At 53.8% G+C, this 14628-nt stretch carries 11 protein-coding genes and 1 pseudogene; 6 read left to right on the top strand and 6 right to left on the bottom strand.

Annotated elements, in window-relative coordinates; all coding sequences use genetic code 11:
• Positions 1-23: 23 nt before the first annotated feature.
• Positions 24-1076, top strand: coding sequence for an ABC transporter substrate-binding protein (locus tag JZX89_RS15170; protein WP_246746725.1), 1053 nt, complete (start codon positions 24-26; stop codon positions 1074-1076).
• Positions 1073-2191, top strand: a complete 1119-nt coding sequence (locus JZX89_RS15165) for a DUF2218 domain-containing protein (RefSeq protein ID WP_207134556.1) — start codon at positions 1073-1075, stop codon at positions 2189-2191. Before JZX89_RS15170 ends, JZX89_RS15165 begins: the two co-directional genes overlap by 4 nt.
• A gap of 901 nt (positions 2192-3092) precedes the next feature.
• Here the strand turns inward: JZX89_RS15165 and JZX89_RS15160 are convergent.
• Genes JZX89_RS15160 through JZX89_RS15140 form a run of 5 tightly spaced genes read right to left on the bottom strand, consistent with a single transcriptional unit; the run spans position 3093 to position 8240 of the window.
• On the bottom strand, positions 3093-3869 hold the full coding sequence (locus tag JZX89_RS15160; protein WP_207134555.1) for an ABC transporter ATP-binding protein: 777 nt from the start codon (positions 3867-3869) through the stop codon (positions 3093-3095).
• A complete protein-coding gene (locus JZX89_RS15155; protein ID WP_207134554.1) occupies positions 3866-4708 on the bottom strand; it encodes an ABC transporter ATP-binding protein in 843 nt (280 codons plus the stop codon). Before JZX89_RS15155 ends, JZX89_RS15160 begins: the two co-directional genes overlap by 4 nt.
• Complete coding sequence (locus JZX89_RS15150) at positions 4698-5579, bottom strand: ABC transporter permease (RefSeq protein ID WP_369809559.1); 882 nt, start codon at positions 5577-5579, stop codon at positions 4698-4700. Before JZX89_RS15150 ends, JZX89_RS15155 begins: the two co-directional genes overlap by 11 nt.
• Positions 5580-5593: 14 nt before the next feature.
• Entirely contained in the window at positions 5594-6622 is a 1029-nt protein-coding gene (locus JZX89_RS15145; protein WP_042615803.1) for an ABC transporter permease, read from the bottom strand.
• A 16-nt stretch (positions 6623-6638) separates the two neighbouring features.
• Positions 6639-8240, bottom strand: coding sequence for an ABC transporter substrate-binding protein (locus tag JZX89_RS15140; protein ID WP_207134552.1), 1602 nt, complete (start codon positions 8238-8240; stop codon positions 6639-6641).
• A 478-nt stretch (positions 8241-8718) separates the two neighbouring features.
• Between JZX89_RS15140 and JZX89_RS15135 the strand changes: the two genes are divergently transcribed.
• The 4 genes and pseudogenes from JZX89_RS15135 to JZX89_RS15120 all read left to right on the top strand — a co-directional run bounded on the left by JZX89_RS15135 (position 8719) and on the right by JZX89_RS15120 (position 12623).
• Positions 8719-9699 carry a mannonate dehydratase gene (locus JZX89_RS15135; protein WP_207134551.1) on the top strand — a complete coding sequence of 327 codons (981 nt, stop codon included), beginning with the start codon at positions 8719-8721 and terminating at the stop codon, positions 9697-9699.
• Positions 9700-9824: 125 nt separating this feature from the next.
• Complete coding sequence (locus JZX89_RS15130; protein ID WP_207134550.1) at positions 9825-11138, top strand: GH1 family beta-glucosidase; 1314 nt, start codon at positions 9825-9827, stop codon at positions 11136-11138.
• Positions 11139-11188: 50 nt separating this feature from the next.
• Positions 11189-11406: pseudogene (locus tag JZX89_RS15125) on the top strand (alpha-N-arabinofuranosidase); the annotation flags it as partial.
• 38 nt (positions 11407-11444) lie between these two features.
• Complete coding sequence (locus tag JZX89_RS15120) at positions 11445-12623, top strand: lactonase family protein (RefSeq protein WP_207134549.1); 1179 nt, start codon at positions 11445-11447, stop codon at positions 12621-12623.
• A 266-nt stretch (positions 12624-12889) separates the two neighbouring features.
• Here the strand turns inward: JZX89_RS15120 and JZX89_RS15115 are convergent, their stop codons facing one another.
• Positions 12890-14488 (bottom strand): glycoside hydrolase family 43 protein, encoded by a 1599-nt coding sequence (locus JZX89_RS15115; RefSeq protein ID WP_207134548.1) that lies wholly within the window; start codon positions 14486-14488, stop codon positions 12890-12892.
• Between the last annotated feature and the right edge of the window lie 140 nt (positions 14489-14628).

Below are 14628 nucleotides of genomic sequence, written 5' to 3'. Positions count from 1 at the left end.
ACCGAGCGTACGCAGAAATCATAATGGTCGACGCAGTCGGTCGCCCGGTCAAGCTTGCCGCGCCCGCAAAACGCATCGTCACGAACGAAAGCTTGTTGTTGGTGACCTTGGCACTGCTCGACGATGACCCGGTTAGCAGACTTGCCGGCTGGGCCGCGCCACAGCGCCTGGATAAGGGGATCTACAACGCTTTTCAGAGGAAGTTTCCCGCGATTGATCGGATTCCGATGGTGGGAGGCGTTATTCCGTCCACTTCGTCGGTCGAGAGCATACTGAGCGCGCAACCGGATCTTTTCGTCGTCAGCCTCTGGGAACCTGGCTGGCGAGAGATTACCGATAAGCTGGAGCGTGCCGGTGTGTCTGTCCTTTTCCTCGATAGTCCGCAGACGTCGTCAACGGGGCCAGCGGAGGCGACCGCACGGAGCGTCAAGCTTCTTGGGCAAGCCATCGATCGGAATGAAAAAGCAAACGACTTCGCAAACCTGGTCCTTTCTCACTATCAAAAAGTCGCGTCTCATCTTTCCGCGGGGTCGAAGCGGCCGTCTGTCCTCGTCGACGCACATGCTGGTGGTCAGTGCTGTTCGGTTCCCGGAGCGGCGAATAGATTGACAGAACTGGTCGCCCTGGCAGGTGGCCACAGCGTCGGTTCGGACATAGTCCCGGGATATAGTGGTCAACTCAGCATGGAGGCTGTGCTCGGTATCGATCCGCAGATCTATATCGGGACCGGCGGAGCGCATCTTGCGTCACAAGGTGGCTTGGTGCTCGGCGGCGGTTATGACACCCCAACCGCGCGCGCTTCCCTGACCAATGTTCTTTCCCTCGACTTGCGCTCGGAACTTTCGGCTGTCCAAAATGGCCGAGCCTTTGCCGTCTCACATCAATTGGCGATATCGGAATTGAGTGTCCTTGTCCTTGAAACATTTGCAAAATGGATCCATCCGGATCTCCAATCAGAGATCGATCCTGATCAAACGCTTGCCGAAATCAATAGGCGTTTCATGGCCGTGCCCCTCGACGGTACGTTTTGGATATCCGTCGATGACGGTCGATTTAAAAAGAAAGATCAAGAGTGACTAACTCCTTGCTACATACCGGTTTGCAACCCGATCCCGGTTCTCATGCGCCTCCTAGCGCGCGAGCTGCGGTTGAGCTGGATAATGCCGATGAGGTGGTTTCGGCTATTTGCGACCACATGGTAGAGCATGGTGCCGTCATCGAACGGAATTCAAATTGCTGGTCTTTTCGATTTCCAAATGCGCTGGCGACCTTCACGAATGAAGGGCGCGTTACGTCTGTCGAGGTATCCGCAGATGACCTGGAAGGCCTGTACTACATCCGTTTGTCGGTTGCCTCGCATCTGATGGAGTTCGGTCCTGCGAACCTGGAGCTTGAATGGAAGGGGCACGGTGACACGCTCGTTCGCCCCCCGAATTTCCAGAAATTCACTGTTGAATCGATAAGACAGATCACGCCCCGTACGCGCCGGATTACGTTTTCAGCTGAAGATGTTTCGAAATTCATTTCGATGGATGCACTTCATCTCAACCTGATCTTGCAGGAAAACACCTCTGACGACCCCCAATGGCCCACAGTCGGAGCAAACGGCCTGATCGCATGGGACGAGACCAAGCCTCGACCATCTATGAGAAAATACACGGTCCGCTCTCTGGATATCGATCAGGGCACTTTAGACATCGATTTCGTCCTTCATGCCGACTCGGGACCGGGCTCGAAGTTCGCTGAAGATGCTGTCGTCTCTGATGTCGTCGGCGCACTTGGCCCAGGTGGTGGTGGCCTTGTGGAAGCAGACCGGTATTTTTTTGCCGGCGATGAAACGGCGCTTCCGGCGATCGCCCGAATGCTTGAACAGCTTTCCGAGACGGCTTCTGCAACTGTCATCATCGAGGTTTCAGATAAGCTCGAAATCCAGAACCTCTGTTCTCGCGCCCGACTTGAGACAAGTTGGATTTTGCGTGAGGACGGTGCGCTCGGGAACAGTTTGGAATTTGTACGGCTGGTGACAAACATTGACATTCCTGACGACGACCGTCGAACTTACCTCTGGGTGGGGTGTGAGTTTCAGTCGGCGCAAACGATCCGAAAAGCCCTTCGTTCTTCTCCGAGAATCGCCAAGAAGGATCAACTTGTGGTGTCTTACTGGCGGTCGGGGCACGCCGACGATGGATAGAGCGAGATCAGATGATCCCAATGCTTAGACAAGCTTGGGAAATCCAAGTCCTTAGTCGGCTGGGCTTCAGTTTGATCTGCTGTTATCGGGTATCTCTATTAAATCAAGTTCTTCTGGCGGGATTGGTTCGAAATCAGGCAAATCTCAGCGCTCGCGCCAATGTAGCCAACCAGTGGCACGACATTCGGGCCACCAATCTCTTGACGGTAGAGATTATCTATATCGTCAGCTCGCTTCGTCTCAGGCTTCATTCCTGAAACCCAACGCCGGACCGGCTCAACCGGTCGCATAGCCGGTAATGTTTTGAGATAATCGCGCTGGCTTAGACCAGTGCCTAATCATGATCAAGGGTCATAGGAACGTAGGTAGGATGACTATCGATTGTCGAGGACGGCTTGACGCAGACAAGATCCACGGTCGCTCCTTACGTCTTGTGAATTTTGGTGGTGTAACCGTAGTCAAAGCTTTGGTAATCTTTAGGTGGTAAAGGAATGACACCGGCGTCCCTAACCCGGCCCCTTGATCCGTCGAGCTATGTTTGTATTGCGTTCGGCTCGACGGCCTCACTGTTCTAACAGCCGTTTTTTGACGCCGAGATCACGGTCGTTTTGAAACGAAGGATGCGGTTGCCGGACCCGAAGGGACTTTTGCCATAATGGTCTAAAAGACAATCTTGCGACCGCCTTTCGAGTAAGTTTCGTGCTAACGTTGACAGTTCACGGTCCATCGCTCCCCACAATGGTAGCTGATCACGGGGCGAAGTGCTTTCAAAATTAGTTTATACACACTCGCTACCATGCCCAACCAACGTCGCATGAAGTGTTTAGATCACGTTCAACAGTCCAAAATCTGTTCGGCAGCGGTAATCTATATCCAAACACCGACGAAGGGCCGGGGAGGGTCAGGAGGCATTATCTGCGACGGCGTACTTTCTTCTCAACCCGTTTACTGACTCCTCAAAGAGCATCTGCGAATAATCGTTATGTGTTACGCCACGTTGGAGGTCCTCTTTCGTCAATTCATCCACGAAAGCACCATCCTTCATCACCAGCACGCGGTCGCACATGTGGGCGATCACGGAAAGATCGTGGCTGACGAGCACATAGGTCAATGTTCGCTGATCCCTCAAGTCGCACAGAAGATTGAGAACTTCTGCCTGTACTGAAACATCAAGCGCAGACGTCGGCTCATCCAAAAGCAAAATCGCAGGTTCCAACATCAAAGCCCTGGCAATCGCGACACGCTGGCGCTGCCCTCCAGAAAGCTGATGTGGAAAGCGCTCGGAGAAGCTGGTTGGCAGGCCAACCTGCTCCAATGCACCTGCAACTCTGTCCCAGCCAGCGCCCTTTTTCATGGCGCGAATGGGTTCTGCCAAAACCCTTTCAATCCGGTGACGCGGATGAATGGAGCCGTAGGGGTCTTGGAAAACCATCTGTGCCAGCAGTAATTGTTCCTTGCTACGTTCCCGATCGACTGGCGTTCCCGCAAGGGAGATCGTTCCCTGCCAGTGACGGTCCAACCCCGCTAAAGAGCGAAGTACAGTGGATTTTCCGCAGCCCGATTCTCCAACGATGCCCAATGTCTCGCCCTTCTTTACGGAGAAGGACACCGATTTAACAACTTGCTTGCGAGCTTTGCCCTGAGCGAAAGACACCGACAGGTCCTTAACCTCAATCATGACAGGCTCCCTGCTGCATTTATGGCTTGGCGATCCAGAACCTGTAAGCGGGAAACAGGATGTTTGGGATCTGGCATGGCGGCAATCAGCCCACGCGTGTAGGGATGCTTCGCTTCGTCAACGCTGCTGAGCGTTTCGATAACCTGTCCCTGATACATGACGAGAATTTTTTCGCAAAAGGATGCGACCATGCGAATGTCGTGGCTGATGAGCAGAAGTGCCGAATTATTTTCCCGCACAAGTTCGTCGAGAAGCCTCAGGACATCGCCTCTGACGCTGACATCCAACGCCGATGTTGGCTCATCGGCGATGACAAGACGCGGCTTGGCCAGCAGCATCATTGCAATCATGACCCGTTGACCCATACCACCGGAAATCTGGTGCGGGTACAGCTCCATAGTGCGTTCAACATCTGCGATACGGACTTTTCCGAGCATTTCAGCGGCAAGTTCAAAAGCGCGTTTCTTGCCAATCTTCTGGTGCAGAAGAGCAGCCTCCGCGACCTGCTTGCCGACTTTGATGACTGGGTTAAGGGAGTAACGCGGATCCTGCATAATCAGTGCGAGGCGGTTGCCACGAAGGCCGCGCATTGCTTTTTCACTACGGCTGAGAAGTGGCCCAGCTTCGAAATCGAGCATTGTGGCGTCAACGCGGGCAGAGGGCGGCAAAAGCCGCATGATCGCGCGCCCGAGCGTAGATTTACCGGAGCCAGATTCACCAACAATGCCGACCCGTTCTGCGCCGAGATCAAAGCTCACATTTCGCACGGCCGGAACTTCTGCCCTCCCGAAACGGACCGATAAATCCCTGACTTTGAGAATGGGTTGACTATCGAGCATGGCGTGGATCCAAAATATCGCGAAGCGTATCTCCAACAAGGTTGAACGCTAGGCTGGTGACGAGAATGGCGATGCCTGGCATGACGGCAACCCACCAGTTATCGAGCATGAATTTGCGTCCGTTGGAGATCATCGCACCCCACTCGGGTTCCGGGGGTTGTGCTCCCAAACCAAGGAAACCAAGCGCTGCCGCCGTAAGAATGACGCCCGCCATGCTGAGAGTTAGCCGCACGACAACAGACGGAATGCACATCGGTGCGATGTACAGCAGCAGTAGTCTGGTACCTGAGGCCCCGTAAAGTCTGGCAGCAGCCACATAATCCGTGTTGCGTACAATCAAGGTTTCAGCGCGAGCCAATCGCGCGATCGGCGGCCATCCCGTCAAAGAAATGGCGATAATGGCGGTGTTGAGGCCTGCGCCAAGGGCTGCGGCAAAGGCCAGTGCGAGGATCAATGAGGGAAAGCTAAGGACAATGTCTGTCGCTCTCATCAAGAATGCATCGGTTCGTCCCCCGACGAAGCCAGCCACAATGCCAATTAAAAGGCCAATAGGGCCGACGATTAGCGAGACGGCGAGGACCGTTTGGATGGTGATGCGAGTACCATAGATAAGGCGCGAAAGAATATCGCGTCCGAACTCATCTGTTCCAGCCCAATGGGCGAAACTCGGCGGTTGTAGCGCCTGCGAAAGATTTTGCGAGGTCGCACTGTAAGGCGCAATCCACGGGGCAAGAATGGCGACGATGACCAGCAAAAGCAGAACGGCAAAACCGAACATGCCCAGAGGTTCATCGGCCAGCTTTTTGAAAAAGCTTTTGAAGCTGCCAGTGGCCCGGCCAAGAGCACCCGATGCTTGGGGGCGGGCTGCCAGGGTTTGACTCGTGTTCATGTCGTGGCCTCTCTCGTGCGGGGATCGAAAACCAGATATGCCAGATCGGAAAGGAAATTCAGCATCATGAAGATCAATCCAATGATAAGCGTCCCTGCCAAAACGGCGTTCATGTCACCGTTCATCAAGGCGTTTGTCATGTATTGACCGATGCCGGGCCATGAAAATACGATCTCTGTCACAACCGCACCTTCAAGCAAGCCGCCATAGGAAATCGCCAAAACGGTTATGAGCTGCACGGCGATGTTCGGCAAAAGATGGCGCGTTACGATGCGCATACTGGATGCGCCTTTGGCCCGTGCGGCCACGACATAGTCCTGATTTAACTGCTCCAGAGTGAAGCTGCGTGTCATGCGAGTGATGTACGCCATCGCCGAATACGCAAGAATACACGCGGGGAGAATAATATGGTGAACTGCGTTCCAGAACACCTCCGTGTCGCCAGCCATGAGACTGTCGATCAAAAGCAGGCCGGTTTTGGGCTCGACAAGGCCTTCCAGGTAGACATCCACGCGTCCCGGACTGCCAGCCCATTGAAGGCCTGCATAAAAAATCACTAAACCCACGATGCCGAACCAGAAAACTGGAATAGAATGGCCAACGAGCGAGATGACCCGCGTAAATTTGTCGAACCAGCTATCGCGAAAGAAAGCTGCCGTCATACCTAGCGGGACACCTAGCAGCGTCGATATGACAACCGCCAAAGTTGCGAGTTCCAAGGTTGCTGGAAACGCATTCTTGAGATCTTCAGTGACAGGGTTGCCTGTCAGGATCGCTGTCCCGAGATCTCCTTGAAACAGGGAGGTCATGTACAACCAGAACTGATGATAAAGCGGTAGATCCAGACCCAACCGCTCCCGCATCGCCTGATAGGCCGTGGGATCCGCCAGTTCGCCAACGATCGCACCAACAGGATCAGTCGGCAAGATGCGACCGATCACGAAGGTGACGACGAGTAGAACGAACAGGCTCAAAAGCAGATGCCCGATCCGTCTAGCAAGCTCTATGAGTGTAAATTCTTTCATGTGCGCAATGGCCTGGTTATGGAGCGTCGGATTTCGTAACGCCTTCAATGCGGGTCAAAGACCATGGATGGCCGCTGTAACCCTTCAATCGATTGCTCAAGACGATGGGTTCGAACCGTTCAAACATCGGCAACACAGCAGGTTTGAGTTCAAGGAACTTTTCTTGAATCTGTTTGATGAGCTCCATGCGCTTGGCGTCATCCCTTTCGCTGTTTGCCTGCTCGCGTAGCGCATTCAGCTCAGGAATGTCCCAGGCAGAGCGCCAGACAAAATTGCCAGCGTTGTTGGCTTCTTTGGAGTTGTTGGGGTTAGACGCAAAGTTATCCAGGGAACCCAGTGCAGTCGGCATGAACGAACCGGTCTGAGGAATAAGCAGATCGAAATTGCGCGCGCGATGCGCGGCGACGATGTCGGCGCCATTGCCTTGCTGGATATTTACCTTGATGCCGATGTCGGCAAGATTGGCCTGAATTGCCGTGGCCATATCCACCCGGGGCGTTTGCGAAATGGTTTTAAGCGTCACCGTGAAGCCATCCGGGTATCCGGCATCTGCCAGAAGTTTCTTGGCTTTTTCGGGCTGAAAAGACCAGTCGGGGTTGGCAATGGCACCTGCCCAGTCCTCTGGCACTGGAACGTTGCGGACGCGGCCGTATGACCCCAGGATCGTATCCGCTATGCCTTTATAATCGATGCCGTATGCAATCGCTTCACGCACCCCTGGCTTGGAAAAAGGCTCTGTGCCCGCATTCATAGCCAGGACGTAGTAGCCACCCGTCTTGACCTTATCGATAACAAAACTTGTGTTGGTTTCGAACGTTTTGACATCCGCTGCGGTCAGGGCGCTCGCGATATCGATATCGCCGCGCTCAAGCATCAAACGGGCTGCCTGACTTTCGGGAACGTGGCGCATGATGATACGACGCATGGTCGGTTTCCCGTCGCGATAATCGTCATTTGCTTCCAAAAGAACGATGTCATTGGGTGTCCAGCGACGCAGGACGTAAGGACCTGAGCCCGCGGTCTTGGTGCGGAGCCACTCATTGCCGTAATCGTTGTTGGTGATGTGCTTTTGAACTTCCACGCTGTCAACGACGGAGGATACACCCATGGCGAGACGGTAAAGGAGCGCTTCAGGGATAACTTTGTCGGTCAGCTCGATCCGAAACGTCTTTTCGTCGGGGGCTGAGACAAGGCTTTCAATGTTGGCAGCGGTATATCCAGCCGTCTTGTAATTGGTTGCTGCAGATTGATCGAGTTTCAAAAGCCGGACGATGGAAAACAGGACGTCCTTGGATGTTACCGGATTGCCAGACGAGAATTTTGCGTCCTTCAGCTTGAAGGTGATGCCTTTGTCGTCAACCTGCCAGCTTTCCGCAAGTTGTGGTTTGATTTTGTTGCCGTCCGTTTGATCGGCGAAGACAAGCCGGTCGTAGGTGTTTGCCAATATTTCCTGTGTCTTCACTTCGGTGCCTTGCTGCGGGTCAAGTGAGAGCACTTGCGCCAGTGAGGTTCCGATAACCAACTGATTGTTTGGGGTTGCTGCAACGGCCGCCGTGGAACTGGCAAGCGCGACTACAAGCGCTGCTGCAAAAACACGATTTGAACAAACTACATTCATGGGTTTCTCCTCCAAGATAAACCGTTTCGGCGTCGGGCAAGTCATACGATGATTGCGTTATATTTGTGAGCTCTACCTGTTATCTGATATGATGTCTAAAGTTATAAGCCGCATCTTCAAACCGAAGTGAACCCCAATATTGCTCGGCGCGCAAGTCGCGTTTGCATGCATTCGACATTGACTTTACGCTTTGCGATACGTCAAACGACAGCTCCCTAAAATGGCGATGCAATCAAAGGGAAAATTCAGTATCTCTTTATAAACCCAAGGTAACATTAGGTATTTATAAAAATGTTCGTGTTTTCAACAACAAGCCAGCATGTTTTGATAGGTCCGCAGCGCCATGCGGAAACCAGTGCTGGATTGCAACAATAAGGCGGGACCTGCCTATGGGAGAAGTCCCCGACACTCAAAATTTTTGAACCTCGACAAGGGACAAAAGAGGTATTATCTCTTTAAGCCAACCAGGAGGAATGACATGTATGTTGGGACGCAGCTAGCTGCTCGCGATGATGATGATTATCGGATTTGGTCGCAGCTTGGAGTTAATAACATTTGCGCGGACCCAGACGGCCCATTAGACAGTTGGGGTCTCGACGATCTAAAACGTTTGCGCGAAAAAGTAGAAAGCTTTGGTCTCACGCTGGATATGATCCAGCTTCCGTTGCCTTCAAGCCCAATCGAAACCGCCACATACCCAGATATTTTGCTGGCCGGTCCACACCGCGATCGACAGATCGATGCGATCTGCAAACTTATTGAAAACCTTTCCGAAGCGGGTATTCCCGCAGCCAAGTACAATCTCAACCTTATTGGAATTCCCCGCACCCCCGATGAGTTGGGAAGAGGCGGCTCTAAGAATGCATCCTTCCGATGGGACAAGACCGACCAGAACGCGGCGCCCGGTCAAGCTGGCATTCTTTCAGAAGATGAAAACTGGGAACGGATCGACTATTTCCTTGAGCGAGTCGTGCCTGTCGCGGAAGCAAGCCGGGTTCGCCTAGCCTGCCATCCTCACGATCCCTACACGCCCCCGGGTTATAAGGGCGTAACCCGGGTCCTTGGGACCGTGGATGGGCTAAAGAAATTCGTCACGATGCGAGAAAGCGCCTATCACGGACTGAATTTCTGCCAGGGAACGGTCGGTGAAATGCTCGATAATCCCCGTGAAGAGATCGATGACGTCATTCGCTGGTTCGGCAACCGGAACAAAATTTTTAATCTTCATTTCCGCAACATTCGCGGCAAGAAGCTGTCGTTCATGGAAACCTTTCCCGATGAAGGCGACATGGATATGGCCCGGTCGCTGAAGGTCTATCGTGAGGTGGGTTACAAATACATGATCATGCCGGACCACGTACCCGCCATCTCTGGTCGTGATCCACAAGGTGTCGCCTTTGCTTATTGCTATGGTTACACAGCGGCTCTGCTTCAAGCGCTCGATGCCTACGGGGCCTAAGTCGAGCTGAATCCCGCACCCATAACCCTGTGTGGGAAGAAATCGCTTGGAGCGCTGTGTATGGCGCGCTCCGAGCGTGACAATCAACATAGATCCGGCCGCACTTGGCCTTCAGGAATGACGCAATGTTCTCACACAAACGTGCCGATTTTGGACCAGACTTTGTTTTTGGCGTTGCAATGGCTGCCCATCAGATTGAGGGCGGACAGACAGACGGACGCGGCTCTTCGATCTGGGATACATTTTCGGCAACACCCGGAAATATCAAAAACGCGGATAACGGAACAATCGCCTGTAATCACTATAATCGCTGGGCAGAAGACCTCGATCTAATCCGGGATGGCGGATTTGATGCATACCGCTTTTCCTTTGCTTGGTCTCGGCTCATTCCAGAAGGAACGGGTGCGCTCAACCGCGCCGGGTTTGATTTTTATGACCGCCTGATCGATGGCATGCTGGAACGCGGAATCAAGCCCTTCGCCACGCTGTATCACTGGGATTTGCCCAGCGCATTGCAGGATCACGGTGGATGGATGAACCGCGATACAACCAAGGCTTTTGCCGACTATGCCGGGCAGGTCAGCCGCCATTTCGGCAACAGGCTGGAAAGTATCGCGACGTTCAATGAACCGTGGTGCATCACTGTTTTAAGCCATTTTCTTGGCATTCATGCGCCAGGCTATCGCGACGTGCGGGCGACCGCCAGAGCGATGCACCATGTTTTGCTCGCCCACGGTCTTGGCATCACGGCCATGCGCGATGAAGGCATTAAAGACAAACTTGGCATCGTCGTGAATATGGAAAAGGCTGAGCCGTTCAACCAAAGTCCGCAAGACATCGAAGCGGCGGCTCTGGGTGACGATATTTTTAACCGTTTCTTCCTGGATGGTGCGGTTAAGGGCACTTATCCGGAGCGTGTGACGAAAATTCTGGAGCCCTATCTGCCCGCCAACTGGCAGGATGATATGAAGGCGATGAGCCCGTCTCTCGACTGGATCGGCATTAATTATTATACGCGTTCGCTCTACAAACATGATGATCGCGTGCCGGTTTTCCCGTTCACACAATCCCGCGGTGATTTGGAAAAGAGCAATGTGGGTTGGGAAATTTACCCGCAGGCGCTGACCGAGTTTCTTGTGCGCGCCTCCAAGGACTATCCGGGTCTCCCGATCTATGTGACGGAAAACGGCATGTCGGAAACAAACGAGCGCAAACGTATTGCCTTCTTCGACAAGCATTTTGGCGCGATACGCGATGCGCAGGCCCAAGGGGCAGACGTACGTGGCCATATAGCATGGACCCTGATCGACAATTTCGAATGGGCCGAAGGCTATGAGCCCAAATTCGGCATTGTAGGCATGGACCCCGCGACATTGGATCGTTTGCCCAAGGAGAGTTACCGCGCATTCCAGAAAATGCTGACGGACCGTCGCCGATAGAAAAAAGAAAATCTAACGTCCTTACGCTCATCACAAATACGGAGGCGAGCATGCGCGCAACAGGAACAGTGCATAACACCTATGCGATTAGTACCGTCGATGGCCGTCTTTATGGGTCATTCTCGAACATCTCGGTCGCGCCGTCTACACGGGCATCTATGAGCCCGAGCATCCGACCGCAAACGGGAACGGCATGCGGCAGGACGTTATCGATCTAGTGCGGGAGCTGGATGTGCCAGTCGTCCCTTATCCCGGCGGTAATTTCGTCGTCGGCGGAGCATTCGAAAAAATGGAGGAGTGATGCAAATGCAAAAAGTTATGCTGATAGCTGCAGCCTGCCTGGCTTTCGCAGGTGCTATGTTTACGACGACGACATTGTTCGCGAAAACAATGGTTTACGTGTCTGCCGCAACCGATGGTCAGATCAATACCTACAGCATGAACGAGGAAACAGGTGCCCTGACGCCAGAGGCGAATGTCAAGGCCGGTGCCTCTGTTATGCCAATGACCGTAAGTCCCGACGGCAAGCATCTTTACGCGGTTGTTCGTTCGCAGCCGTACCGCGTGCTTTCGTACGAAATCGACCCCAAAACGGGTGGCTTGACAGAAAAAGCTACGGCCGCGCTTCCCGATAGTATGCCCTATGTGTCGGTTGAAAAATTAGGTCGTCTTTTGTTCTTCACGTCTTATGGCGGCAACAAGATAGCATCCTTGCCGGTGGGCGCTGATGGCCTCGTTAAGGACGGTGCCAAGCAAGTCATCCTGACCGGCCGCAACGCTCACTCGATTGTCAGCGATAAAACCGGGAAATATGTATTCGCGTCCAACCTTGGTTCCGATGTGATCCTGCAATATATTCTAAACGCCGAAACTGGTTTGTTAGAGCCCAATTCTCCCGCGAGTGTCGCAACAGGGGCTGGACAGGGTCCACGTCACATCATTGTTTCACCCGACAACAAGTCGGTCTATGTCATCACCGAACTCAGCGGTGAAGTCATCCACTACGCACTCGAAGCAAACGGGACACTGACAGAAAAAGGCGTCGTGGCAATTCTCCCGCCGGATGCCGGTCTCGAAAAGGGCGTCGCGCCTCCGGTGCCGCCTGCATTCAATGCGCCGTCAAAACCAGTAACGGCGCCCGCCGCTGTCGCTGCCGCGCCTCCAGCAAAGATCTGGGCTGCTGATATCGGTATCACGCCGGATGGACGGTTTCTCTATGCGTCGGAGCGCTCCACAAGCACGATTGCGATCTTCACCGTGTCTCTGAAGACCGGCGCACTGACGCGTGTGGGCTCCATCGAAACCGAAAAGCAGCCGCGTGGCTTTCGCATCGATCCGACAGGGCGGTTCCTGATCGCATCCGGTGAGAAGTCGGAACAGCTTTCCGTTTATGGCATTGACCAGAAAGACGGATCCCTGAAAAACGTTGGGCGATACCGGGTTGGCAAGGGCGCAAATTGGGTCGAGATTGTTCGTTCTCCATAAAAACCGGCGACGGCGCGCAAACTCGAAAACCACCCTGTGCCGATTGAGCGAGTTCATCCCATATCCGGCTGAGGTGACGAGCAATATGCCGAGACCTCATCGCGAGGCAAGTTCGCCTCGGATAAGAAAGAGAATTGAAGGTTTTCGCACGGTTTCTGAGGTGAAAGCGTGTTCCGAAACGATTACCTACATGCTCAACACAGTTTCGGCGCGAGGTGATTTGTCAATGCCGCGCACGACATCGCAGCGTCCGTGGGCCTAGTCCGTCAAGGCGTGTAACAGCCACAAGCATATGTAAAATATGAAAAATCTGCGCACATAGCTTGTCCACTGGTGTCATTGGCCGCCATTCCTACGAATGCACCGGTGAAATTGGCATGTTCACCTTCTCCTCCTTCATCAGAAAGAGCGGAATGGTCCAGCAGCGGTCCGATCCGTATCCAGGCATCGTTTTTCCAATAAAAGAAGCGCGCTAGGGCTCCCCGGACTTCGATCCTCATTTTGACGGGCCCGGGCGGTACGGCAACAGCATCATCAAGAGGGAGTGTCGTTTTGCCTACAGGCCAGGCACCATTGCAATATAGGATCTGAAGCTTGCGGTCGACGTTTTCGTCATGAGTTAGGCACAGATAATAGTAGGCAAAGCTGTTGTAGTAGGCAATCAGTCCTGCCATCTGATGATAGCTCTGTGGATCAGCGTCAACTTCGGTTTCGGCATCGAAGTCAAAATGCGTCTGGCGCCGTGCGACAAGTGACTGCTCGTACCAAGAGCCGACAGATTCACGCCCGAACAGGCGCAAATAGGCTGGTCGCGCCGTGAGCGAAAACAGTCGGTCCGGATTGGGTGTCCGAAGCCATTGAAATGCGTCCGCAAGGCCGGTCTGCAGATCGAACGTGTAACGTGCATTCTCGGACAACGACTTCGGCTGCGTGTTGCTGGACATCGAAACCATATCCTGCGGAGCGAAGGGTTCGCCTTGCAGCCGTAACCAGCCATCGTCGCCCCATATGCATTTCTGTATCGCGGTCTCGCGCCCCAGCACCGAACGGCCTATACCTGGAAGCGGTCGACTGCAAAGATGAACGAGATAGGTGTCGCCATCCGGCGTTTCCACCAGATCGCCATGACCCGCCCGCTGGAGGTTGGCATCGGGGTGGAACCGGCTGGTGACGACATGGGTGTCTGGGTGAAGCTCGTATGGACCCGCAATCTCACCTGAGCGCGCCATTGTCACGGCATGTCGCATACCGGTGCCGCCTTCGGCGACCAGAAGATGATACCGCCCATCACGTCTGTAAAGGTGAGGGCCTTCTGCGAGACCATGTGGCGAGCCGGCGAAAATATTGCTGATCGGACCGATCAGTCGACCCTGCTCATGGTTGTACTCCTGCAGTAATATACCGCCGAACTTCGAGGGCCGGGCCCGGTAGTCCCAGGTGAGGTTCAACAGCCATTTGCGGCCATCTTCGTCATGGAACAGCGAGGGATCGAAGCCGGAGGAATTCAGATAGGTAGGCGTCGACCATGGACCGTCGATGGTTTCCGACGTTACCAGGTAATTATGGCAGTCCTTGAATGAGCCACTCTTGCGCTTGACGTCTGTGTAGATCAACCAGAAGCGACCATCTGCGTGGGTGAGGCACGGCGCCCAGACGCCACAAGAATCCGGCGCCCCGCGGAGATCCAGTTGCTCGGCTCGGTCGAGCGGCCTTTTCACCAGTCGCCAGTCGCGAAGATCGGTTGAATGATAGATCTGGACGCCTGGATACCATTCGAATGTCGAGACGGCTATGTAGTAGTCGTTCCCAACCCGGCAAATCGAGGGATCCGGGTGGAAACCGGGCAAGATAGGGTTCTGGATCATAGTCTCACTCTAATCGCCATTGACGCATGTAGCGCCTGTTTAAAACCAGCTGACCTCTTTTCAGATCAGCCTTTCCATGTATGCAAAGGTTGAGCCCAGCGCCATTTTGCATTCTGGACGACGATCAGACGGAAGCGCCA

The sequence above is a fragment of the Agrobacterium burrii genome (assembly GCF_017313405.1).
Taxonomy (GTDB): domain Bacteria; phylum Pseudomonadota; class Alphaproteobacteria; order Rhizobiales; family Rhizobiaceae; genus Agrobacterium; species Agrobacterium burrii.
Note: the sequence above shows the minus strand (reverse complement) of the source record. Positions and strands in the feature narration are given on the sequence as shown.